Raw genomic sequence first — 25,182 nt, forward strand, 5'->3', positions numbered from 1 at the left:
TACATGCAACCAATTATATCTTTTGAACAATTTACCTTTCAATATGGGCATGCCGCACAGCCTACTTTAAAAGAAATTACATTTCATATATATCCTGGGGAAAAGGTACTAATAGCTGGAAGAAGTGGTTCAGGTAAGTCAACATTAGCTCATTGTATTAATGGGCTAATCCCATTTTCTTACGAAGGGATTAGTACTGGTAATATTTTAATAGCTGGAAAGGATCCGAGAGAGGGAAGTATTTTTGAACAGAGTAAACATGTAGGAACAATATTACAAGATCAAGATTCACAATTTATTGGTCTTACTGTCGAAGAAGATGTAGCATTTTCATTAGAAAACGAATGTGTAAATCAAAATGAAATGAAAAAAATTGTTAATGATTCTTTAAAAAAAGTAAACATGCAGAATTTTCATGCACAAAGTCCTCATGAATTATCAGGAGGTCAAAAACAGACAGTCTCTCTTGCAGGTCTGCTAACGACAAATGCAGATATATTATTGTTTGATGAACCGTTAGCTAACTTAGATCCAGCAAGTAGTTTGAATACTATAGAACTCATTAAAGATATTCATGAGAAATATAATAAAACAATTGTAATTATTGAACATCGAATAGAAGAAATTTTAAACCTTGATTTAGACAAAATTATTTTAATCGATGAAGGAGAAGTTATTGCCATTGGTTCACCGGATAGTATTTTAAATTCTAATATATTACCAAATATCGGACTAAGAGAACCTATTTATATAGAGGCGCTAAAGAAATTAAATTTTGACAGTAATAATGTTAGGGTATTTCCAATTGAAAATCTTCGTAATGCAGGCGTTCATAGCCTATTAAAGAACTGGATGCAGAAGCAAGTTTCATCAAAAAACAAATATATTAAAAAAGCTTTATGCAAGATAGAAAATTTATCATTTACGTATAATAACAAACATACAGCCTTAGAAGATATCAACCTTTCAATAGGAGAGGGAGAAATAGTAGCGTTATTGGGTCATAATGGAGCAGGGAAATCGACATTAGCTCATACTTTTATAGGAATAAATAAAACAAAGAATGGGAGAATAACATTCGATGGAGAAAATATAAATTGTTGGTCTATTCGTAAACGCGGGGAAGTTATTTCTTACGTTATGCAAAACCCAAATCAAATGATTACACAGCCTACTGTTTTAGAAGAGGTTTCATATTCATTAAAATTAAAAAAGGTTTCTAAAGATGAGATTGAGACAAGAGTCGAAAAAGTTTTAAGAATTTGTGGATTATATCCATTTCGTAACTGGCCAATTCAGGCATTAAGCTATGGACAAAAAAAGAGGCTTACTATTGCATCTGTCCTTATAACAAACCCAAAACTTATTGTATTAGATGAGCCGACAGCTGGACAAGATTATTACCATTACAAACAGTTTATGTCGTTTATTAGAAAACTGGCTGAAAGGGGCATATCCTTTATTATTATCACACACGATATGAATCTTGCTTTAGAATATGCAGATCGAGCGGTAGTTCTGCATGAAGGGAAAATTATTGCGGACAATACTGTATCTGCTGTTTTAGGGGATCAAGGAACGTTACAAAGAGCTAATCTACGGGAGATTTCATTAATAAAACTAGCTAAATTAAGCGAAATTCCAACTCCAGAAACGTTTGTGAAACTTTATATTGAGGCTAATAGGAGGGAGGAATATGCATAATACGTATTTTTATCGTATGGATGGTGCAATTAAATTATCTTTATTTATATTTTGTATGACACTTACTTTTTTATTTTTTGATTTTCGTATATTGCTAACTTTATTTATTGTTGGATGTATCGGCCTCTTAATTGCAAAAATTCAATTGCGTAAAATTATAGTTATTTTCAGCGTTATATTTACATTTAGTTTATTAAATTCCGTTATGATTCTTCTCATTACGCCCACCCATGGATCGGAATTAACGGGATCGTATACCTCTTTTTTTTATATAGGTTATGCAACAATTACATATGAAACTTTATTTTATGCAGCTACACTTTCATTGAAATATTTTACGTTATTACCATTTACACTTCTTTTTATTTATACAACTCATCCAAGTGAATTTGTGAGTAGCTTAAATAAATTTGCTGTTCCTTATCAAATTTCATATGCAATAAATATTGCACTGCGTTATATACCAAGCATTCAATCTGAATATATAATCATTAGACACGCACAGGAAGCAAGAGGCGTACCTTTTGAAAAAGGAGAAGCCAGCTTGTGGATTCGTATGAAAAACCGTGTTTTAATTTTTTGGCCACTTATTATTCATTCATTAGAAAGGATTGATACTGTTTCAAATGCAATGGATTTAAGAGGTTTTGGAAAAAAGGATAAACGAACGTGGTACTATGCAAAGGACGCACAAAAGGAGGATTACATCACACTTTTTGTTGGTATTATCATTTTGGTTATTGCAGTTTACTTAAAGCTGAATGTATTCCAAAGTTTCTGGTACCCATTTTAAAGCACTCTCAATAGAGTGCTTTTACTAATTTTTATGAAGACATGCTCAAAAAAAGGAGATACACATACTGTATAATACGAACCAGTTAAAATGATCATCTACCTATTAGTTTTCAAACCAAAAGGAGGAGAAAATATGAGTTTCGGTGGTTCTTGTGGTTTTGGTGGAGGTTTCGCTTTATTAGTTGTGTTATTTATTTTATTAATTATTGTTGGATGTAGCTGTTGGAGCTAAGGGTACTAATTTCTAATTAGTCTCTTCTAAATGTAAACTAAAAAAACATAGCAGATACTTTTTGTATCGAAATAAATGAAAAAGGAGCTTAATAGCTCCTTTTTCATTTATTATACGAAATCTCCTCATTATTGCATTTAGGTAAAGTGATAGTTAAGGTAGTTCCTTTATTGATAACACTTTGGATTTTCAATGTGCCTCGCATCGTTTCGATAATTTTTACAGCAACCATTGTTCCTAAACCAGTACCTTTCGTTTTTGTACTAAAATATGGTTCGCCAAATCGATTAATTTGCTCTTGCGACATTCCAATTCCACTATCTTGAATCCGTATTATGACCTTATTATTACTAACAGTTGCAGAAATAATAAGATCACCGCCATTCGGCATTGCTTCAATACTGTTTTTAATTAAGTTTAAAAAACATTGATGGAAGTGCTGTGTATTACCAATAATTGTTCCACTGGAGAACTCTTTTGTAATATTAATAGTATTCATGTTACAAAAAGGCAACATCATATTAATAACTCGATTTAACTCGTGCTCCACTGAAATATGATCTAGTCTTTCTGAAGCCGGCTTGGCAAAAGTTAAGTAATCATCAATAATTGCTTGTGCACGATTTAACTCTTCAAGAATATGTTCAATATACTCATCTTTGGATTGTTGAGTTATATTGGGTGTTTTTAAAAGTTGTGTAAATCCTTTTACAACAGTCAATGGATTCCTTACTTCATGTGAAATACTTGCAGCGAGTTGGCTGACAATCTCCATTTTTTCAACTTTTATTAATTTTGATCGCATGAATATTGCATCTTTTAAAACTTCATTAAAATAGACCATAAATAATATTAAAATAGTTGGTAATAGAATAAAATAAATAATGTACAAATTATTCACTTCAAAATCTGATAGAGTTAAAACAATTACTGTTGTAAATATTGCAAGGAAAAAAGTTAAAAACATAGATGAAGCTACTTTTATTTTCCTATTGTATGTATTAAATTTTGATGATGCGAATGCTGTAATTATTAACATCGTTCCATAAACAATGATTGTTAACAGGCTAAAACCATAAAACATAAAACGTATTATTAATAAAATCATGAGTAATGCAATACCGACAGGAAATCCACCATAAAGTGTACCAATTAAAAAGGGGATTTGTCTTAAATCGTGAATATAGTTTTCATCCATATAGATGGGATACCGCATACATAAAATTAGTGGGATACTCGTACAAAGAATGATAAGTAGTTTCTTATATTTCTTCCCGAAGTACCCACTATCATAAATAAAATAAAAAACAAATATACTGCTTAAAATATAAAGAAGATTATTTAAAACATTTTGATTAATATAAACAAAGTTCATAATACATGCCCCGTTATTCTGAATTTCAATCCCATATGTATTATACATTATAAAAGTACAAGTTTTACATACACATTTTATAATGTATATAGTTTTTATAGCTTTTCAGTGTTATAGACTTTTAACCATGCATTATTAAACTCTTCCATTGACGCATAGCGCTCACTACGAATTTCATTTACAGCACGGTATGCTACTTCATATAATCCTTCGCTAGCTTCCCATTTTATAAAGGAACGATCTTGCCCGCCACCTAAAAGTGCAAAAGCTATAGCCCCCATATTAAATACATTTGTTTTCCCGTCTATTATATCGTTAAATTGAAACTCCTCAGGTGACATAAAACGAGATGACCCCCACATTCGCCCCATCTTATTTATATACGGTTTTTTACTGTATAAATCAATGTCACAAATTTTTGTTTCATTAGTTTCAAAATTGTACAATATACTACCGTCATAAAAATCAATAGCTACATAGTTTTTGTGTTCAACGGAAGTATGGAAATTAAAAATAGAATTTAATGAAATCAGCCTGTCTTTAACGGATAATATCTTATATTTATAAAATGGTGAGTTAGGATCATTATATTTTGCTGGGGGTGGGAAACTCCAGTGTGGGTGAAGACATTCACCGTCAAACCAATCAAAAATTAAAACATATCCATGTTGTACAGTGTAGTGATCAATTAAACTTATAAGAGTAACGTGTTTTAATTCATTGTATATAGTAACTGAGTTTTTTAATCTTTGTATAGCTTCATTTGTAGAAGCATTATATGCGAGTGTTTGTGCCCCTGCATATTTAATAAAGCTCTTTTTCCCATTCTTTTCAACACCGAAACTTATATTACCGGAATCTTGTTGGTCAAATACTGCAAATACTGTTCCTAGTTTCGTAAGCCAATCAAAATTATGATGTTTTTTTAGTTGGAATGTGACAGTATCTAATTGAATTTCAACTGGAATATCTTTCATTATTCACCTCATATTTAATATAATTAAGTTGTCTAATACAGTATTCGACATATTTTGTAAAATCCCTATGTTAATAAACTTAAATTTTTTAAATATAATAATGTGCAGTTATAAGGAGGAAAGAAAATGGATGGAAAAATCATAATTAAACCGTACCAACATTATTGGCATACAGAGTTTTTAAATGAAAAAAATAAAATTTTGCCGTTACTAAATGAAGAAATTATTGCTATTGAACATATAGGAAGCACAGCCGTAGAAGGATTAGGGGCTAAACCTCTTATTGATATGATGATCGGCGTAACAAATTTACAAATTACCGAAAATTGGAGGGAAACCCTAGAAGAAATTGGCTATGAATATGTTCCTAAAAAAACACCTAATTGGCGTTTTTTTAGAAAAGGGAAATGGAGAGCTGGTACCCACCATTTGCATGTTTATATTTATAATAGTGAAGAATGGAAGAACAACCTTTTATTTCGAGACTTTCTAAAAAATCATGAGTGGGCACGTGAAGAATATAGAGTATTAAAAGAGATGCTTGCTGCTGCATATCCTTTTGATCGTGTTTCATATACAAATGCAAAAGCACCGTTTATTCGAAATATATTAACATTGGCCAAAAAGAGTATTAACAAAGTATAAGTAGTATCAATTAAAGTCCTTCCTACAAAAAAGTGTGGGGAGGATTTTGTTTTTTCATCATAATGATTTTTATTATTTTTCAGTTGTTACAATCAGATTATTTTATTTATTTCGATATTTTTAGTACATTAAAATTATTAAGGGGGATTATTAATGAAAGCTATTGTACATCAACATAAAAAAGGATTAGAAGGTTTAGAATATAAATTATTACCTGAGATAACGCCTAATGTAGGAGAAGTTAAAGTGAAATTAAAAACAGCAGGCTTAAATCATCGTGATTTATTTATAATAAATAATAGAAAAGAAATGGAATTACCTTTAATTTTAGGATCAGATGGTGCAGGTATTGTTACGGAATTAGGAGAAGGTGTTTCAAATAGCGCACTACATACAGAGGTTATTATAAATCCTAGTATTGGATGGAATAATACTCACGAAATACCAGAGTTACCTGAAGTACTAGGTGGACCAGCAAATGGTACGTTTGCCGAATCTGTTATTGTACCAGCTGAAAATATAGTAAAAAAGCCACCATATCTTACGTGGGAAGAATCTGGTGTTTTATCTTTATCGGCATTAACTGCATATAGAGCGCTTTTTACAAAAGGTAGATTGAAATCTGAAGAACATGTTCTAATTCCGGGAATTGGCGGTGGTGTAGCTACTTATGCTATGTTATTTGCTAAAGCAATTGGAGCAAAGGTAAGTGTTACTTCAAGGATAGAGAGTAAAAGAAAGACTGCAGAAAACTATGGCGCAGACTTTTCATTTAATAGTTCTGGTATTTGGGAAGAGTGCTTACATGGAGAAAAAGTAGATTTAATTATAGATAGTATAGGTCCGGCGACTTTCTTGAAATATTTTGATATATTAAAACCAAATGGAAGAATCGTTAACTTTGGTGCAAGTTCAGGAGATAAAATTGAATTACCGTTACGAGCATTATTTTATAATCAAATCGATATTATGGGAACATCAATGGGGAGCAGTGAGGAATTTAATGAGATGATTCATTTTATAGAGGAACATAATATTAAACCAGTCATTGATAAAGTATATCCATTAGAAGAAGCAATTCAAGCTTTAAATCGAATGCAGCAAGGAGAACAATTCGGTAATATTGCCCTTCGTATGGAATAAAAATATGATTTCGTTGACAGTATATTGAAATGAACATGTTAAGTATTCTATTCATACATAGAGTGATTACCATACTATTTTAAATGTTTTATAGCCTTTATACATATTTAGCTCTTGTAAATAGTTACACGAATGTCAAATGAATAGTAGAAAAATGAGAATTTGATGAGAAAAGCTTAAGCCCATTTTCATATTGATATTGTATACTGTGTAAATCAAGAACACTTGTATCTTTATTTAAAGTGCAATAAGAAATAATAAGGAGAGAGTAATATGAATTACACAGTATTTCAATGGGTTAATAATTTTGCTGGATCATCCGAGCTATTAGATGCACTAATGATCGCTATTACAAATAGTGTTCCATATGTCGCTATACTATTCATGCTTATCCTATGGTTCAATAATGGAAAGAAAGAGAATGCAATTAAAAAACAATATACAGTATTATATACAACACTTTCAGTCAGTATTGCATTATTAGTAAATGTTCTTATACATGCGGTATATTATCATCCGCGTCCTTTTATTACACATCATGTAAATCAATTAGTACCGCATGCAGCAGATTCATCATTTGTAAGTGATCATTCTGTACTTGTATTTTCTATTGCTTTCGTATTTATTCTAAGAGGAGAAAAACTTAAATATATTGCGCTTATATGGGCAATATTAGTCGGTGTATCACGCATGTACGTAGGTGTTCATTATCCTCTAGATATACTTGGTGCTGCGTTCTTAACATTTATTACAAGTGTATTAGTGATGCAAAGCGCACGTATATTTGAACCGTTAGCAAGTTTTATTTTCAAAATGTATGCACTAGTAGCAAAACGAGTGCCTTTTTTAGCGAAATATAACCATATAGCTTAATCTTAAGAACCTACAAAAAGTAGGTTCTTTTTTGAAAATTCTTAAATTTCACTTACCGTATTTTATGTTAAAAAATATAAAATTAATAAAAAACCAATAGCAACAGAGCTGGTTTTCTTATTGCTATAGAGGAATTAGTAAAAAAACTTCGAAAAAGATAGTATCTAATATAATAAAGAACATATTTAGTAGCGCATCTTTACATTAATACATTGGAAAAGAAAGGAGATAAGTATGCATAAACTTCAAACGAATAAAGGCGCTCGATATATGATGATTGCTTTTATTGTTTTGTTTCTTACTATGCTTTTACGTATATTTTATATTCAAGCAGTAGGAGTCGTGCATAATGTTAACGTAAAAGATCTTGCGGATGAACAACAAAATAAAAATGGAGTTTTAGAGGCAAATCGCGGGACAATTTATGATCAAAACGGTAAAGTATTAGTCCAAGACTCAACGACATATCGCATCGTTGTAAACTTAAAAGGAAAAGATAAATTAAAAGATAAAGAAGATACTGCACAACGTTTAGCAGATGCGCTTGAAGTTGATAAAGAGGAGATCATGAAAAATTTTCATGAAGGACGTACGCAAGTTGAAATTGGTAAAATTGGACGTAACTTATCTAGAGAAGCGAAGGAAGAGATTAAACATTTGAAAATACCAGGTGTATCGTTTACAACAGAAAAAGCCAGAGTATACCCAAATGAAGACTTCGCCTCGTATATACTTGGTTTTGCAAGACCAGATGATAAAGGTAATGCGGAGGGGAAGTTTGGGCTTGAAGAAAGTTTGGATAAATATTTACGCTCTACAAACGGAAATGTAAAATATGTAGGTTCACGAAGTGGTATCCCACTTACAAATAATATAGGAAAAGTAGAACCTGCTAAAAATGGAAATAACGTATATCTTACGCTTGATAAACAAATTAATAGTTTTTTAGAAGACGCGATGAACAAAGCGGAGCAACACTATGATCCTTCTATGTTAGTAGGAATCATTGCAGATCCAAAAACAGGTAAGATTTTGGCAATGTCTAGTAAGCCTAGTTATAATCCTAACAAAGGAGACATTGAATATTTTTTAAACGATCCAATTGCAAATGCATTCGAACCAGGGTCTACAATGAAAGTTTTTACACTAGCTGCTGCAATTAATGAAGGTGTATATAACGGGAAAGAATATTTCCAATCAGGAAAATACGCAGTTGGTTCAGCAGAGATTAAAGATCATAATGGCGGCTATGGATGGGGCTCAATTACATTTGATGAAGGGTTTGAACGGTCATCGAACGTTGCTTTCTCTATTTTAGAAGACCAGTTACTGAAACCAAATAAATTCAAGAAATATATGAATAAATTTGGTTTCAATCAAAAAACAGGGATAGATTTGCCTGGAGAAAGCAAAAATACATTATTGTTAAATACTCAAATTCAACAAGTTACTACTTCTTTCGGCCAAGGCTCAACTGTAACTCCTATTCAAATCGTACAAGCGGCCGCAGCTATAGCAAATGACGGGAAAATGATGCAACCTTATATTGTTGATAAAGTTGTAAATCCAACAAATAAACAAGTTATTATGGAAAATCAACCTAAAGAAATTGGGAATCCGATAAAAAAAGAGACTGCAGAAGAGGTAAGGAACTTAATGGAGCGTGTTATAACATCATCTAAAGGAACGGGAACGATGTATAAAATTGATGGTTATCCGATTGGTGGTAAAACAGGGACAGCACAAATTCCGAATCCTGAAAATGGACGATATATGGAAGGGAAAGATAATTATATTTTTTCATTCTTAGGAATGGCTCCAATTGATGATCCGCAATTAGTTGTATATTTAGCCATTAAGCAACCTAAGTTAAAGGGGAATGAATACGGTGCTCAGCCTCTTGCTGAAATTTTTAAACCAGTTATGAAAAATAGTCTAGAATATTTAAAAGTGAAACCATATACAGAAAAACAAATGGCAGATGCAACAAAGCAATCTGAAATAAAAGTACAAAATTATGTAAATCAAACGATGGATACTGTAAAAAACATTGCAGAAAAGGAGAAACTTCAGCCAGTATTATTAGGAGAAGGAAAGATAATAAAACAATATCCACAGACTGGCGAGGTAATGAGTGAAGGAGATCGTATATTTCTAGTAGGAAATAATGTAAAAATGCCTAACCTAAAAGGTTGGTCAATGCGTGATGTTATGTATTTCTCTAAGTTGTTGAAATTAGATTTAAAAACAACAGGTACAGGGTATGTATCCAGTCAAAGCATTGAAAAGGGACAATATATACAAGAAGGTGATACTTTAAAACTAGATTTGGAACCACCTCTAGAACCATTAGTAGAAGCGAGTACAAATTAATATCGAATTTTGTAAGAGTCTATAGTATAATAGGCTCTTTTTGTTAGAGTTACAAGCAATTTCACGCACCGTATTTTTTATTAATAAAAAATAAAGTTACAAAATTATAAAGGATGTTCACTTTCTTAAAAAACTGATTATTCTTTTTAATCATTTACAATATAAAGCCTATATGATAATATGGATAAAATTACATGCGATGATGAGAAGAGTAGATAAAATGAATTTTTCACAGAGAGCTCTATTTAGCTGAAAAGGAGCAAAAATTTTTTATTGAATCAAGCCTCTGAGCAGCACATCGGAACCTTTAATAAAGGGGGTGGTGTGACGGGAGCTCCCGTTATAGAGCTAAGGTATAAGCGTTATGCAGTACCTGATAAGGTTAATATGGCGACATATTAATAAACTAGGGTGGCACCGCGATGATAAATCTCGTCCCTAAGACTTTAAGTCTTGGGGGTGGGATTTTTTTGTTGGTTTAAAACAATTTAGAAAGCGGGTGCCTAAAGTGAAGAAATTACTTAAAGATTGGAAATATCCTTTATTACTACTGTCCGGAGTTGGTATTGCAAATTTAGGTGCATGGATTTACTTAATAGCACTTAATGTACTTGTCTATAATATGGGCGGCTCAGCTTTAGCGGTTGCTACTTTATATGTAATTAAACCATTTGCGACCTTATTTACAAACGCTTGGTCAGGAAGTATGATAGATCGTTTAAATAAACGAAAGTTAATGATTCACCTCGATATATACCGAGCAGTATTTATCGCCATTTTACCCTTGGTTCCATCCCTTTGGATTGTCTATCTCTTAGTATTTTTTATAAGCATGGCTAGTGCGATTTATGAGCCAACTGCTATGACATATATGACGAAATTAATTCCAGTAGAGCAAAGACAACGTTTCAACTCACTACGTAGTTTAATAGGATCTGGTGCATTTTTAATTGGTCCAGCAGTGGCGGGGATGTTATTAATAACTGGTACACCAGAGTTTGCTATATATATGAATGCTATAGCATTTCTGTTATCAGGGTTAATTACATTACTTTTACCTAATCTTGATAAAAAATACGATTCTAATATATCAGGTGATAAGTTATCTCTAACTATACTAAGAAAAGATTGGAACATAGTTTTAAATTTCAGCAAAAAATCTGTGTATATAGTATGTGTTTACTTCCTATTCCAAGGAATGATGGTCTTAGCTACCGCTATAGATTCACTTGAACTATCGTTTGCGAAAGAAGTTTTATTGTTAACAGATAGTGAATATGGTTTCCTAGTTAGTATCGCTGGAGCGGGTTTTATTTTAGGAGCCATAACTAATACAATTTTGTCGAGGAAATTAGCACCTTCATTTCTAATTGGGATAGGATCATTATTCATTGCAATCGGATATTTGATTTATGCTTTTTCAAGTGAGTTTTTAATAGCTGCTATCGGATTCATTATTCTATCTTTCTCTATGGCATATGCAAATACAGGATTTTACACATTTTATCAAAATAACGTTCCGGTTCATATGATGGGACGAATCGGGAGTATATACGGACTCGTTATAGCTGTTTCAACAATTTTTATAACGATTTTGTTCGGCATTGCAACTCAATTTACTTCTATACAACTTGTAGTCATTGTAGGCGTATTGGTAATGCTACTTATTACTATCATATTGTGCGTGTTTACTTTATTACCATCGCAGTCTAAGGTATATTCCGCTGAATCAATAAATTCTAAATAGTTCCCTTGGTTTTTATTTGAAACTTAAGTGGGGTGAATAGGAGGTTTCTTTCCCCTATATATGGAAAAATAATAAGGAGAAAGAACAATATCGATAAACAAGGGTGGTTATTATGATAAAAACAAAAGATCAAATAGAGAAAATTGTAAAAGGAATACATCAGAATATAGATTTTTCTGGGGTGGTCTTAATAAAAAAAGATGATGATATTATTTATGAAAATTCATTTGGATATGCTAACCGAAGTGAATGTATAAACAATACACTACAAACAAAATTCGGAATTGCCTCAGGATGTAAATTATTCACTGCTATCAGTATCTGTCAACTTGTTGAAAGAGGTGTAATTACTTTTCATACAAAGTTAAAGGATTGTCTACATATTAAATTTCCAAACTTTAATGAAGATATTACAGTACATCAACTTTTAACGCATAGTTCAGGTATTCCAGATTATTTTGATGAAAGTATCATGGATAACTTTGAAGATCTTTGGAAACAGACCCCTATGTATCTTTTAAAAAGTTTAAAAGAATTTTTACCATTATTCCAAAACAGTAATATGATGTTTACACCCGGAAGTAAGTTTTACTATAATAATGCAGGTTTTATTATACTTGGATTAATTATAGAACAACAGACAGGACTTGAATTTACGGAATATATAGAAAGAAACATATTTGTTCCAGTTGGCATGAATGATTCAGGCTATTTCTCTTTAGATAATTTACCAAAACATACAGCTCTCGGATATATAAAGGATGGAAATAGTCAAAAATGGAGAACAAATGCATACTCTATACCCATAAAAGGAGGTTCTGATGGTGGTGCTTATATTACTGCACCAGACATGATGAAATTTTGGGAAGCTCTATTTAACAACGAAATATTAAGCTACGAATATACGAAGTTACTTTTAACTCCTCATATTTTGGTGAATAATAGCCAGTCTTACGGCTATGGAATATGGATTGAGAAAAGACAAGGAAATATTTTTAAATATCATGTAATGGGATATGATCCAGGCGTGAGTTTTCGCTCGGCCGTATATCCAGACTTAGGAATTACATTAGTTATTCCATCAAATAAAGGGGCAGGACCTGAAAAACTAATGGTAGAAATAGAAGGAGCTTTTTAATTACAGGGATATAAAAATTAGAGCATATAAAAAGAAGACGAAATAGGCTGGGTACGTTGCCGTTCGTTATCTTTTTTAGATACAGCATATTATGACAATGTACTTAGAGGGAAAGAAAAATATGAAAATCCCGCAAATGAAGGTTTCTCTTTAATGAATTTACAATAATATAAAGATGCATTATTCCGTATGACAAAACCATCCTGCGAAAAGTCCTATAGATATAGAAGCGAATAATTAAGATAAAGGGATGTGTTAGCGATTTGCATATGATTAACGGTAGTTTATTTATTATTTTGGGGGTTATCTGTTATTTATTTGCCCGAAGTATATTAATTGGGTTCAAAAATAAAAAGCATGTGAATTGGTGGAAAGAATTAATTAGTTTTCTATTTGCAGTATACATTTGTATGGTTGTTGCAGTAACCTTATTCCCTTTACCAATCGGGTTTCCTTCTAGTCTTGAAAATCTTAATCGGTCAGTCAATATTATTCCTTTTGCATCAATTATTAAAGATATCGGTCAATTAGGGAGTGCTTATGATGGTGATGTCCTATTCACGATTGGTCTAATCGTAAGAAATGTAGGCGGGAATATTTTATTATTAATGCCTTTAGGGTTTTTAGCACCACTTATATGGAATAAATTCAAAAAAGTTAAAAATACTATTTTATTAGGTTTTATCATATCGGTTAGTATAGAATTGTTACAATTAATCGAGTCATTAGTTAATGGATGGGGACGTATTACCGATATTGATGATGTAATCTGTAACGTTCTAGGTTCTATAATTGGATATTCCATTTATAAAATCGCTTTAAAATTAGCTGCTACATTTAACATTCAAGTATTAGATAAAACTAACTCTAAAGGTGTAGAATTTATTGATAAATAAAAGTTTAAACCAGTTTAGGAATGTACTAATAAAGCTACTAAAGACGTACGAGTAGAAAGTACGTCTTTTTACTTTTATAAATACTGCTTAAGGCTGATGGGAAATCACATTCCGTATTTTACAAATTAAAGTAGCTATCGTATTTCAAGTATGGTATGAACAGAGGCGAATATAATTTTCAAAGGTAAACAAGTATATAGGAGGACTCTAAATGGATATTCTATTTGTTATTCTACTTGTTATTCTTATAATTGTATTAATGCAAGGTAAGGAATACAAAGTGAATATTAATCGTATTTGGCTCATTCCGGCTTTGCTGTGCTTTGTAACAATCCAGTCCATTATTCATATGGGACAATTAAATATATTTCACATACTATTATTCGTTGCAATGCTCGGAATTGGATTGGGTCTTGGAGTTATTAGGGGAAAAGCTTTAACATTTCGATTAGATAGTGAAACAGGTCATGTATTACGAAAAGGAAATTGGTTAAGTACAATTATTCTCCTTGTTATTTTAGGTGCAAAGATTTTGATTAAGCAAAGTATGTTTCCTGGCAGTACTCACCACACATTAATGGTTGTAACGAATGCCTTTTTATGTATCACATTAGGTACCGTAATTAGTAGACGCTATTATATTTGGAAAAAATATAATGAATTAATACAAAAAGCGTAAATACATTCGTCTCTTGTTTAACAACGCTGTGAACGGTAATACTAAATAATATTGAACTTTTACAACAAGGGATGATAATATGATATTCATTTACACAGATTTCGGTGGAACGCATACAACCTCGCTAGCTGCAGCTTATCATTTGAATAAATTACCAACTGATCGGAAGTTAACGAAAGAAGAAATTTTAAATGTGGAGTACTTTAATAAATTGAAAACAGAAGATATGGGGAAAATTATTTTCCATGGACAAGATGAATATGGGAATCCCGTATATACAATTGGCTGCGGGGCATCAAAGGTCGTTGTACCTGCAATGAAGCATTTAGGAGAGATTCTGCAAAAACATTATCAAAACCATGATAAGATTATTTTTTCTAATACATCACCAACAGTTCCATTGCCAATGACTTTAGGTGGTTTGTTTTCTAGAAGATTTCATATTGATTTTATTGGTGTACCGTTACTAGTATGGGGAGCAAAAATTTGCTGTGATAACATCCAGCGGCTTGTCAGTTATACGAAAGAAGCGGGGCGAATGACGAATGATTATGTTGTTATTTTAGATAACGAAACATTTAAGTAATGTAATGTTAAAAGAAGGCCGGAAAATTTTGTGGTTTTCTTTTTTTTGATAAATAGACAAAAAACATTCACATTTATTATACATCTACTATAGCCAAAATAATAAAGTCCTGTTACTATTACAGGGGATATTCTCTTTTCGTAAGATAAATATATAGAAAAGTCAGAAAAGAGGAACAGAATAAGGGAGGAACAACATGAAGCGTGTTGCTTGGTTTACTGATAGTACAACTGCGAGTTTTACAACAGATGGTGATAACTTTGTTATCCCAATTGAAGTTATTATTGATGGAGTGTCTTATAAGGATTGTGAAGAAGGAGTTCATAAACGTCTTTATGAAGCGTTAAATGACGGAAGAACCGTTACTACTTCGCAACCTAACATAGGGGAAATGGTAGAATTATTTACTAAATGCAAAGAAGAATATGAAGAAGGCTTTGCAGTTGCTATTAGCGGAAAAGTAAGTGGGACCTATCAAAATATGAAGTTAGCTGCTGATATGGCAGGTTTCCCTTTAACTGTATTAGATAGTGAAACGACAAGTTATCCAATGGATGAACTTTTGAGAAAAGCTAAAACGTTGTACAATGATGGTATGACTTTACAAGATATACATAAAACATTAGTAGATGAAAAAAGAAGGCCCTTTTATGTATTTCCAAAAAGCCTAAAAGGTTTATATGCAAGTGGTCGAGTAAAGGGAGTTCAATTTTTACTTGGAAGTTTATTAAGTGTCAACTTAATCTTAGAAGTAAAAGGCGGAGAACTTTTACTTGAAAAGAAAGTGCGTAAAATCCAAAAATGTAGAGAATACATTAAAAATGAGCTTGAAAAAGAATTACCAAAAGTACTTCATATGTTCTATGCTAACGATAAAGATGGAGCTGAAGAATGGATTTCAGATATTAAACAAGCATTCCCTGAAATGGATTTCAAACTTTATCCATTACCAATTTCATTTGCTGTTCATGCAGGTGAAGGTACAATAGCAATAAGTTATTAAGAGTAAAACCCGTGAATGATTCGCGGGTTTTTTATTTTTATTTAATTAAATCAAAAATGTGGTCCCGACACACCTCCATCAAGCTTAGAAATCGATGGTTCTCCAAAACAAGCCATGAGAGATTTTATCGCAACGCATCCAACGTTATCAGAATCAATTCATGAAGCTGTGTTACAAGCAATAGGGCATGCTTAATAGGAAAAAAACAAGTATAATCGAATCTAGGTTTATACTCGTTTTTCTTTCAAATAGGAGAAATTATTTTAAAACCCAGTTTTCTGCTTCATGACGAATACGAATGAAACGACGATATGTACCTTCACGTTGGATTAGTTCTTCGTGTGTTCCTTTTTGAACAATTTTTCCGTTTTCAAGTACAACGATTTGATGGGCGTTTTGAATTGTTGCAAGTCGATGGGCAATAATGAGCGTGGTTTTTCCTTTTGTCAGCTCATCAAGTGCACATTGAATGAGCGATTCATTTTCAGGATCAAGGCTTGCGGTTGCTTCATCTAAAATAATAATTGGCGCGTTTTTCAAGATAGCACGGGCGATAGAAATACGTTGTTTTTCACCTCCAGATAGAGAAGATCCACCATCTGTTAGCACCGCACTATACTCATCTTTAAGTGACATGATAAAGTCGTGACATTGCGCTTTTTTTGCCGCCTCAATCACTTGGTCTTTCGTCGCCTTAGGATTACCGAAATGTATATTGTTATAAATAGAATCATTGAATAAATAAACATTTTGGAATACCATGCTAATCGATGACATTAATGTATGAAGACTTAATTCATTAATATTCATACCATTAATTGTAATAGCTCCCTTATCTACATCATAAAAACGAGCGATTAAGTTACATAGTGTCGTTTTACCAGAACCAGACGGACCGACAATTGCAGTTGTTGTTCCTTCTTTTATATGAAGTGAGACATCTTGGATAATTGGGCGATCACTATAGCTAAATGAAACATGATCGAACGTGATATCAAAATGTTTTAAATGTATATCTTTACCTTTTGTATCGACAAATTCTGTTTGTTCAATAGCATCCAGCTTATCTAGCATATTGTCAACTGTTTCAAGAACGTGTGTGGCATCACTAATTGGCTCAATACTATCAAACATAACGAAAGAAAATAGTGTGATTAAAATCAGGTCAGAAAACTCCATATCACCGGATAAAACAAGTGACGAAGCAACGAGAACAAGTAAAACTGATGCAAGTTTCAGCCCCATACGGTGACCGACATTATAAATACCAAATGACTTTTGAATTTCAATGTTGACATTTTTACTATTTTTAAAGGCCTTGTTAATATTTCGTGATGCTATACCTTCTTGGTTGAAGCTTTTTACAACCAACATACCACGTAAGTATTCAAGTGTATTGTTAATGAGTTCATGTTGACTTTGTTGATGCACGGGTGCCTTTTTCCGGCTATGTTTTTGTAGTAATTGTAAAAAGATCATAGATAGTATAACGCCCGCAATTGCAATAAGTGCCATAATGGGATTGTAGAACAATAAGAATAAAATCATCGTAAATGTCATGATATAACCATTTACAACAATATCAATCATTTTCATTGCCATCATTTCCACAAATGATAAATCGGTAGTTACAATACCATTAATATCACCTGTACGGTACTTATTGAAAAAACCGAGTGAAACTCCTTTTAATGTGTTCCCAAGCTGAATGCGATGTGATGCAGCGAGTTCATAACCGACACTCTCTTGATAAACAGCTTTTAAATAAGAAAAGAGGAATCGCCCTAAAATTGCTATCACCATAAATAAAAGGAGTAACCAAATTGTTTGTGAAGTTAATTCTTTTGTACCATGATAGTCATCGAGCATATATTGCAGTCCTTTAGCAGAAATGACAATGGGTAAAGTAATACAAATAGCTTGGAAAAATGAGAAGACGAACCCAAGATATACGCGCTTTTTATAAGGACCAGTCCAATTCAGAATTCGTTTTATAATCTTAAACATTGGAATGTCCCTCCTTAGTTATATAGTCTGATTGAATGTCTTTTTTACTTGCACCAATATGTGCTCGCCATAGTTTTTGATACAAATTATTACTTTGTAAGAGCTGGTCATGGGTACCCATAGTATGAACATTGCCACTTTGTAAGACGACAATTTGATCAGCGTGTTTAATCGTTGATAATCGATGAGCAATAACAATTAGTGTTTTATTTGAAGCTAACTCATTAAATGCTTTTTGAATTTCAGCTTCATTTTCAGGATCTGTGAACGCTGTTGCTTCATCTAAAATAATAATTGGTGCATCCTTTAAAATAGCACGAGCAATCGCAAGACGCTGCTTTTCACCGCCAGATAGTTTTTTGCCAGCTTCACCAGAGTCCGTTTGATAGCCATTTGGTAATGCTTTAATAAATTCATCGCAACGAGCAAGGCGAGCTGCATGGAAAACTTCATCGTCTGAAGCATTCGGATTCCCCATGCGAATATTCTCTAATATACTTGTACGGAAAAGGAAATTATCTTGTGCAACATAGCTAATCATCTTACTGAAATCGTTTGGATGAATATCTTTAATATTGATGCCACCAATGTTGATACTTCCATCAGATACATCCCAAAAGCGTGTTATGAGCCGAGCGATAGTGGATTTACCACTACCAGACGGACCGACAAGTGCGGTATAGTTACGCTCAGGAATAATTAACGATAGATCGCGGATAACTTTATGTTCTTCGTTGTAACCAAATGCAACATGATTCATCTCTATTTGAAAGTGAGTTGGTACTAGATTGTAAGTAGGGGCAACTGATAATGCTTCTAGATGTAAGTAGTCCTTTGTATCATTCACTGCATATTCGATAGATTTAAAATCATTAACGAAAGTTGTCAATTGCATGAGCGGATGAATTAATCCCATCGATAAAGTTAATGAGATAATAAGTTCTGCTGGTTCAATAGTACCATTTTGGTAAAGAAGCAATCCGACTGGAAGCGTTCCAACAAGCGTTGAGGGGAGGGTCGCATTCCCGAGAGTCATTAAAGGCCATGTGCTACGGAACCAATTTAATGTGTAATCCTTAAATGATGTAATAGCATGAGAGAACTTTTTGTAAGATTTGTTTGTTTGATTAAATGTTTTAATGACTTCAATTCCTTCTACATACTCAACAATCACACTGTTAACGTGGTTGCTAGCCTCCATGTAATTTTTGTATTGTGAATTAAAGTTGCGCATCATGATCATATAAATCATGAACGCGATTGGTACGGTAATGAGTGTAGCTAACGCCATTCGATAATCGATTGTTAACAAGTAAATAAAAACACCAATTGGTAATAAAATATTGGATAGCCCTTCAGGGATAATATGGGCAAGTGGAAGTTCTAATGTTTCAACACGATCAACGATGACATTTTTCATCTTACCAACAGGTCGATTGATAATGTGTCCAAGTGGTGCACGCATGAGGCGCTCAGCTAATCGCAAACGAATATTCTCTAAAATACTGTAAGCAACTTGATGTGAGTAATAACTTGAGAGTGCATGAAATACTGTTTGTACGAAATAGCCACAGGTAGCAATGAAAATCCAATAGCTAATGCTACTTATCGTTTGGGTACCGTCTATTAATAGTTTAAGAATATAATAGATGGCTACATAAGGAACGAGTCCACCAATAACGCTAACAATAGCTAAGAAAATAGAAATGATCATTAAGTGTCTAAAGGGAGCTGCAAATTGTAAAATCGAGTGAATCCAATGTTTCTTTTTAGCAGGGTGTGTATAATGTTCCATATTTTCACGTCCTTTATGATGTAAATGTTTTAATTTCTTTTATACGACCGTTTGCAATTCCAAGTATTTCATCACAAGAAAGAGCAATCAGTTCAGGGTCATGAGTAATAATAAATAGCTGTTTTTTTATTTGCGTAAAATGCTTGTATAAAGCCCAGTATTCATAAAACCTTGTACAGTTAATTTTTTTGTCACCCTAATGAAACTCCTTTCTGTTTTGAGGTCCTTATATAAATCCAATTAATATATTTAGAATATTCTACATTATGTATTTTATCGAGAATGATTCTCAATGTCAATATGTGGATGTGGAATGAAATTATAAGTATAGTACTCTTTGACAAGGAAAGTGGGAGCTGTTGATGGTTCTTAAAAGGGAGGCCTTGTGTAGCTCTCTTTAGCAGGCAGAGTAAGATTTCTAGCGCAAAAGTTAGAGAAAAGAGGGTGGTTCATCTAAACGTACGAAATCTGTAATTTTTTAATTTTTCTTTTAAAAGTTTTTAATAATAACCTATTGATATTGGGTTGACCCGAGAACTTACACTGTACGTAATACAAAGTTAAGCGGGAGGGAAAAGTTATGGAGAGTTTACAAATACAGTTACAAAATGAAAAAAGCAATCAAGAACTAAGAAATAAAAGATGTTTATTTTGCAATAAAGTCCTTTACAAAATAATAATGTTGTTTAAAAATCCTTCTTTAACTAAAGTGATAGATGGTCGAAGTAAAGGCAGTAATAAAGAAGCGCCATTCCTAATGTGGACTGGCACTTTGTAAAATACAAAATTTATTATTTGATTTCGGCTGTGGAATTTGATTTATCTATTTTGTATTTACTAATAAATGTGTTAATGCTTGCTTTAATGGTGTAGCCTGACGTTCTAATAAGAAATTCAAATGGGTATGTGTTGATTCTAATCCTCCTTCACGAATCCCTTTTTGAGTCATTACTAACATTGGAAGGTAGGCTTCAGGTACTCCAGCACCTTTTAACATTTCTTCATAAGAAGAGTCATCTACTTCTAATAAAGGAATTTCTTTTCCTAATACTTCACTTAATGTATCAACAAATTGCTGTTGTTTTAAATTTTCACCAGAAAGTTCATAAATCTTATTTTTGTGACCATCAGCTACCAAAACATTCGCTGTTGCTTCAGCTAAATCCGGACGATATACCCAACCGATTTTCCCTTCTCCTGCAGAAGTCACCCAAGGGGCACCAGCCATACAGCTTTGAATTGTACCAAGTTCATTTTCTACATACCAGTTGTTACGCAGAATCACATAAGGAATACCTGATTCGATAATTGCTACTTCACGTGCTCTATGCATGCCTGCTAGGAAGAAGTCATTTCCTTCTGCTCTTGTAACACTTGGATAAATAATTTGTTTTACACCTGTTGCTTTTGCAGCTTCTACTGCATTTGTATGCTGGCGTATAACTGTATCAAAGTCACCAAATGTTGACATGATGAATAAACGATCAACATCTTTGAATGCTGAAAACAAGGTTTCTTGATTTTCAAAATCCGTTACACGTACTTCTAAGCCTTGTTCCTTATAGCTAAGTGCTTTTTCAGACTTGTCATCACGTACACCAACAATTATTTCTTCAATTGATAATCTGGTAAGTAAATACTCAGCAATTTTAGAACCTAAATTTCCGTTTGCACCTGTTACTAAAACTTTCATACAATCTCCTCCGTTACATACAGCGTTATTTTTGATTTTTGTATACATTACATATACTATTTCTTAAGAAGGATTTATGTAAGTAGGCACAATTTAATAACATAGTCATAAAAATAGTACTTAGAGAAAAAGGAGATTTTATTATGGCACGTTTTAGTTATCAAGGTGAATCGGTTTCTGAAGAAACACAGCAAGAAATTTGTCCATTAACAGTTACCCAAAATGCAATTGCAGGAAGATGGAAAATCGTGATTTTATGGCATTTAAGCAAAAATGAAATTATTAGGTTTAATGAATTATTGAGGATGTTACCTGGCATCTCAAAAGGAATCTTAACTAGACAATTAAGAGAGCTTGAAGAGGACGAGCTAGTACACAGAGAAGTTTATAAAGTTGTTCCACCAAAGGTAGAATATTCTTTAACAGAGCAGGGGGAAAAATTTATACCTGTATTAGAAGCAATGCAAGTCTGGGGTAAAGATTTACTAAATAAAAAAATAGAGATGTATGAAAGGCATAAGGACTAATAAATTGTACTGGAAAACTATCGTAATTCAGCTGTCTTTCTAATAACAATCTTATCAATATCATCTTCTTCATCACCAATAAATAACCCGCGCTCTTTTAAATATGTTTCGAAGTATAAATCCGCTTCTGCGCGTTCATCATACGGTTTTACAGATAGAACGAAACCTAATTTGTTTTGCTCTTCTAAATAAGAAGTAGAGATGTAGGCTGGTACATTGTGGCGTAAAAAGAGTTCTTTAACCGGAATAATCATATCTTTCATTAATTTTGTTAACATACCCATTTCAAACTCAAAATTAAAGCGATCTATACTAGATAAATCCGCGAATACTACACCAATAAAACCTGTATTAAATACTTCTTGATATTCTACTTCTTCGTTACCGTAAAAATTCTTTTCGATTAAATAATTTATAAAGTAAGCAACGCCATCACTTTGTTCAAACGGTTTTGTTGAAAGAACAAAACCGATTTTCTTTTGTTTATGTAAATACACACATGACATGTATGCGGAGATATTATGTTCTTTAAATAATGCACTCGTTGCCCCAGATAGACCATCTAGTACGTGATGAACAATTTGAAGTTTTTTACGAGCGAAATAATAGGATTTCTTTTGTAACTCCAATGTATCAATAAAGACAGAGCCGATAAAGCCTGTATTTGAAATAATAGGTGTTTGCTTTTTTCTTCCTCTGCGCTTTGCTTGAGTCATTGTTGAAATCATCCCTTCATGTACAAATAAATTAAAAAGAACATTTGTTCGTATATTTATATTTTACTATTAAAACGCTCTAAAGTAAAGGGTTTTTGACGAAAAAACAATAAAAAAGACACCTGTAAAAGGTGTCTTAAACGCTGTAGGGAATAGGGTTCATCCCGATTATTTATATTATGATACAGAAACAATCTCTTCTGTATCTTCTACATCTAAATGACAGTCCATAGTACGAACATCCTGATCTTCATGACTTCCAAAATAAATAGTAATTTTCATATGTATCGCTCCTTTATTCTAGGAATACCTAAAATAATTACTAGTAATGTTAATATTTATTATATACCACTTTTTTCATTCCGACAATGTTATATCATTTTTAATTCTTATTATGCTACATCGTGTGATATAAAGGGGGATATCATTGATTAAGTGAAATTTCTTATATGTTATATTTAATATAAGAGTTATTAAATTATTACTTTCTATGAAAGGAGCACGATTGATGAATTGTCAAAAGTTACTTATAGATAATTTTATATACAAAACTTCATATGTTGCTCGTCATGTGCAAGGGATGAGTGTAAAGAAAACGAAGGATTATATTTCCGTTAACTGTGGTTTACCTACAGATACATTTAATATTATTACTTTATTAAACAAGAACTTAACGGAAGGAAACGAGGAATTATGTGCGGAGATAGAATACTTTAATCAAAAGAGATTCCCAATGAGTGTTTGGTTTTGGGATGAGGAGCAAGAGCAGACTATTAAGAGTGCATTAATAAAATTTGGCTTAAAAGAAGCGGAACATAATATTGCTATGGTTGCAGACTTAAAAATAATTCATCCAATAATAGACATTCCAGTAGGTTTTACAATACAAAAAGCAACATCACCAAAACAAATACAACAATTTGGCGAAACATTAGCGGCTTTATTCGGTACATCAGTAGAAGGTACTCACGTTCAAGCGTACTATAATCAAATTTCTTCTTTAGATTTATGGAATAGTGACGACATAAAACTATACTTAGGTCTTTATAAAGGTGAGGTAGTATCTGTTGGCTCTTTAGTATGTACGAAAGATAGTGTCGGTATTTATGATATAGCGACTAAAGAAGAAATGAGAGGACAAGGATTCGGCTCTACTATGTTTACTTTCTTGCTGCAAGAAGCTAAACAACTAAAAAATAATTATTGCGTATTACAAGCTTCACCTGATGGAATAAATATTTATAAAAGATCCGGTTTTCAAGCTGTAGGACAAATGACAGTTTTTGAAAATCGGCATTTATTTGAGTAAATCATCCAAGTCAAATTGTTTTAAATATAGGAGTTAACATACCGTTATGAAAAAAACATCTATAATTACTATCATTTGTTTCTTCATCGTAATAAGCATCTTTGTTTTTCAACAAGTAAATGAACATAATTATATAAAAACTACTAATCAATCAAATCATATAAAAAACATCGCGCATAGAGGTGCTTCTGCATATGCACCAGAACATACAATAGCAGCTTATACATTAGGACAACAATTAAAAGGTGACTATATAGAAATAGATCTCCAAATGACAAAAGACGGACATTTAGTAGCTATGCATGATGAAACATTAAACCGTACAACTAACGGTATGGGATTAGTTAAAGAACATACATTAGAAGAAATAAAGAAACTAAATGCAGGATCTTTTTTCAATAAAAAGCATTCAAATTTAGCAAAGAAAGAATTTGAAGATGCTAAAGTTCCAACACTAGAAGAAATTATTGAAACGTTTGGACATAATGCTAACTATTATATCGAAACAAAATCACCAGATGAATATCCTGGAATGGAAGAAAAACTATTAGAAATTATAAATCGCTACCAAATAAATGATAAAGCTATTATTCAATCATTTAGTCAAGAAAGTCTGCGAAAAATTCATAGTTTAAATCCCGATATACCACTAGTACAATTATTATCATATAAAAAAGCAGTTCAATTAACAGAATCAGAAATAGAAAAATATAAAACATACTGCATAGGTCTTGGTATGAATTACAAATATATTGATGCAGCCTACGTAAAAAAAATAAAGAATTATGGATTAGAAGTTCATCCATTTACAGTAGATAATGAAAAAGATATGAAAAAGTTACTAGTATGGGGTGTAGACGGCATGTTTACTAATTATCCGGATCGTTTACATTCAATATTGGATTTGAAAAATCATAAATAAAAAGAATTACCCGATAGGAAATGATGTACGGCTGTTTTCCTGATGGC

At 32.4% G+C, this 25,182-nt stretch carries 23 protein-coding genes and 1 other annotated feature; of the genes, 17 read left to right on the plus strand and 6 right to left on the minus strand.

Annotation, left to right across the window (positions count from 1 at the left end):
* Window positions 1-3 precede the first annotated feature (3 nt).
* From MKX77_RS11015 to MKX77_RS11025, 3 genes are all read left to right on the plus strand, one after another.
* On the plus strand, window positions 4-1,704 hold the full coding sequence (locus tag MKX77_RS11015) for an ABC transporter ATP-binding protein (RefSeq protein ID WP_341306634.1): 1,701 nt from the start codon (window positions 4-6) through the stop codon (window positions 1,702-1,704).
* A complete protein-coding gene (locus tag MKX77_RS11020) occupies window positions 1,697-2,497 on the plus strand; it encodes an energy-coupling factor transporter transmembrane component T family protein (protein ID WP_341306635.1) in 801 nt (266 codons plus the stop codon). The genes MKX77_RS11015 and MKX77_RS11020 overlap by 8 nt, the downstream gene beginning before the upstream one ends.
* 135 nt (window positions 2,498-2,632) lie before the next feature.
* Complete coding sequence (locus MKX77_RS11025) at window positions 2,633-2,731, plus strand: YjcZ family sporulation protein (protein WP_000007808.1); 99 nt, start codon at window positions 2,633-2,635, stop codon at window positions 2,729-2,731.
* A gap of 103 nt (window positions 2,732-2,834) precedes the next feature.
* Here the strand turns inward: MKX77_RS11025 and MKX77_RS11030 are convergent, their stop codons facing one another.
* Together MKX77_RS11030 and MKX77_RS11035 are read right to left on the minus strand one after the other, a co-directional pair.
* Window positions 2,835-4,154, minus strand: coding sequence for a sensor histidine kinase (locus MKX77_RS11030; RefSeq protein ID WP_341306636.1), 1,320 nt, complete (start codon window positions 4,152-4,154; stop codon window positions 2,835-2,837).
* A 47-nt stretch (window positions 4,155-4,201) separates the two neighbouring features.
* A complete protein-coding gene (locus tag MKX77_RS11035; protein WP_341306637.1) occupies window positions 4,202-5,083 on the minus strand; it encodes a serine/threonine protein kinase in 882 nt (293 codons plus the stop codon).
* 126 nt (window positions 5,084-5,209) lie between these two features.
* Here MKX77_RS11035 and MKX77_RS11040 point away from each other — a divergent pair, with 126 nt between their 5' ends.
* The 10 genes from MKX77_RS11040 to MKX77_RS11085 all read left to right on the plus strand — a co-directional run bounded on the left by MKX77_RS11040 (window position 5,210) and on the right by MKX77_RS11085 (window position 16,166).
* Entirely contained in the window at window positions 5,210-5,728 is a 519-nt protein-coding gene (locus MKX77_RS11040; RefSeq protein ID WP_341306638.1) for a GrpB family protein, read from the plus strand.
* Between the two features lie 153 nt (window positions 5,729-5,881).
* The gene (locus tag MKX77_RS11045) at window positions 5,882-6,871 is read left to right on the plus strand and encodes a zinc-binding dehydrogenase (RefSeq protein ID WP_341306639.1); all 990 of its coding nucleotides are present in this window, start codon (window positions 5,882-5,884) and stop codon (window positions 6,869-6,871) included.
* A 273-nt stretch (window positions 6,872-7,144) separates the two neighbouring features.
* Window positions 7,145-7,744 (plus strand): undecaprenyl-diphosphatase, encoded by a 600-nt coding sequence (locus MKX77_RS11050; protein ID WP_341306640.1) that lies wholly within the window; start codon window positions 7,145-7,147, stop codon window positions 7,742-7,744.
* A gap of 234 nt (window positions 7,745-7,978) precedes the next feature.
* Complete coding sequence (locus MKX77_RS11055; RefSeq protein ID WP_341306641.1) at window positions 7,979-10,117, plus strand: penicillin-binding protein; 2,139 nt, start codon at window positions 7,979-7,981, stop codon at window positions 10,115-10,117.
* Window positions 10,118-10,307: 190 nt separating this feature from the next.
* Window positions 10,308-10,560 (plus strand) — a binding site (T-box leader).
* Between the two features lie 65 nt (window positions 10,561-10,625).
* On the plus strand, window positions 10,626-11,864 hold the full coding sequence (locus MKX77_RS11060; protein ID WP_341306642.1) for an MFS transporter: 1,239 nt from the start codon (window positions 10,626-10,628) through the stop codon (window positions 11,862-11,864).
* Window positions 11,865-11,976: 112 nt separating this feature from the next.
* On the plus strand, window positions 11,977-13,002 hold the full coding sequence (locus MKX77_RS11065) for a serine hydrolase domain-containing protein (protein ID WP_341306643.1): 1,026 nt from the start codon (window positions 11,977-11,979) through the stop codon (window positions 13,000-13,002).
* Window positions 13,003-13,265: 263 nt separating this feature from the next.
* Window positions 13,266-13,898, plus strand: a complete 633-nt coding sequence (locus MKX77_RS11070) for a VanZ family protein (protein ID WP_341306644.1) — start codon at window positions 13,266-13,268, stop codon at window positions 13,896-13,898.
* 211 nt (window positions 13,899-14,109) lie between these two features.
* Entirely contained in the window at window positions 14,110-14,577 is a 468-nt protein-coding gene (locus MKX77_RS11075) for a DUF1453 domain-containing protein (protein WP_341306645.1), read from the plus strand.
* Window positions 14,578-14,656: 79 nt separating this feature from the next.
* On the plus strand, window positions 14,657-15,163 hold the full coding sequence (locus tag MKX77_RS11080; RefSeq protein ID WP_002085266.1) for a DUF3189 family protein: 507 nt from the start codon (window positions 14,657-14,659) through the stop codon (window positions 15,161-15,163).
* A 196-nt stretch (window positions 15,164-15,359) separates the two neighbouring features.
* On the plus strand, window positions 15,360-16,166 hold the full coding sequence (locus MKX77_RS11085; protein WP_002127627.1) for a DegV family protein: 807 nt from the start codon (window positions 15,360-15,362) through the stop codon (window positions 16,164-16,166).
* Window positions 16,167-16,424: 258 nt separating this feature from the next.
* Here MKX77_RS11085 and MKX77_RS11090 read toward each other — a convergent pair whose 3' ends face one another.
* Window positions 16,425-18,173 (minus strand): ABC transporter ATP-binding protein, encoded by a 1,749-nt coding sequence (locus tag MKX77_RS11090; RefSeq protein ID WP_341306646.1) that lies wholly within the window; start codon window positions 18,171-18,173, stop codon window positions 16,425-16,427.
* On the minus strand, window positions 18,166-19,968 hold the full coding sequence (locus tag MKX77_RS11095) for an ABC transporter ATP-binding protein (protein WP_341306647.1): 1,803 nt from the start codon (window positions 19,966-19,968) through the stop codon (window positions 18,166-18,168). Before MKX77_RS11095 ends, MKX77_RS11090 begins: the two co-directional genes overlap by 8 nt.
* Window positions 19,969-20,548: 580 nt before the next feature.
* Between MKX77_RS11095 and MKX77_RS11100 the strand changes: the two genes are divergently transcribed.
* The gene (locus MKX77_RS11100; RefSeq protein WP_341306648.1) at window positions 20,549-20,746 is read left to right on the plus strand and encodes a hypothetical protein; all 198 of its coding nucleotides are present in this window, start codon (window positions 20,549-20,551) and stop codon (window positions 20,744-20,746) included.
* 45 nt (window positions 20,747-20,791) lie between these two features.
* Here the strand turns inward: MKX77_RS11100 and MKX77_RS11105 are convergent, their stop codons facing one another.
* Window positions 20,792-21,661 (minus strand): SDR family oxidoreductase, encoded by an 870-nt coding sequence (locus MKX77_RS11105; RefSeq protein ID WP_341306649.1) that lies wholly within the window; start codon window positions 21,659-21,661, stop codon window positions 20,792-20,794.
* A 143-nt stretch (window positions 21,662-21,804) separates the two neighbouring features.
* On the opposite strand from MKX77_RS11105, the gene MKX77_RS11110 reads away from it, so the two are divergent.
* Window positions 21,805-22,188, plus strand: coding sequence for a winged helix-turn-helix transcriptional regulator (locus MKX77_RS11110; RefSeq protein WP_341306650.1), 384 nt, complete (start codon window positions 21,805-21,807; stop codon window positions 22,186-22,188).
* A 17-nt stretch (window positions 22,189-22,205) separates the two neighbouring features.
* Here the strand turns inward: MKX77_RS11110 and MKX77_RS11115 are convergent, their stop codons facing one another.
* Window positions 22,206-22,904: a hypothetical protein gene (locus MKX77_RS11115; protein WP_341306651.1), complete on the minus strand. Its 699-nt coding sequence runs from the start codon at window positions 22,902-22,904 to the stop codon at window positions 22,206-22,208.
* A gap of 508 nt (window positions 22,905-23,412) precedes the next feature.
* On the opposite strand from MKX77_RS11115, the gene MKX77_RS11120 reads away from it, so the two are divergent.
* Both MKX77_RS11120 and MKX77_RS11125 read left to right on the plus strand, forming a co-directional pair.
* Window positions 23,413-24,213 carry a GNAT family N-acetyltransferase gene (locus MKX77_RS11120; RefSeq protein WP_341306652.1) on the plus strand — a complete coding sequence of 267 codons (801 nt, stop codon included), beginning with the start codon at window positions 23,413-23,415 and terminating at the stop codon, window positions 24,211-24,213.
* Between the two features lie 46 nt (window positions 24,214-24,259).
* A complete protein-coding gene (locus tag MKX77_RS11125) occupies window positions 24,260-25,135 on the plus strand; it encodes a glycerophosphodiester phosphodiesterase (RefSeq protein WP_341306653.1) in 876 nt (291 codons plus the stop codon).
* The last annotated feature ends 47 nt before the right edge of the window (window positions 25,136-25,182 follow it).

The organism is Bacillus sp. FSL R9-9410, assembly GCF_038050385.1.
Taxonomy (GTDB): domain Bacteria; phylum Bacillota; class Bacilli; order Bacillales; family Bacillaceae_G; genus Bacillus_A; species Bacillus_A cereus_U.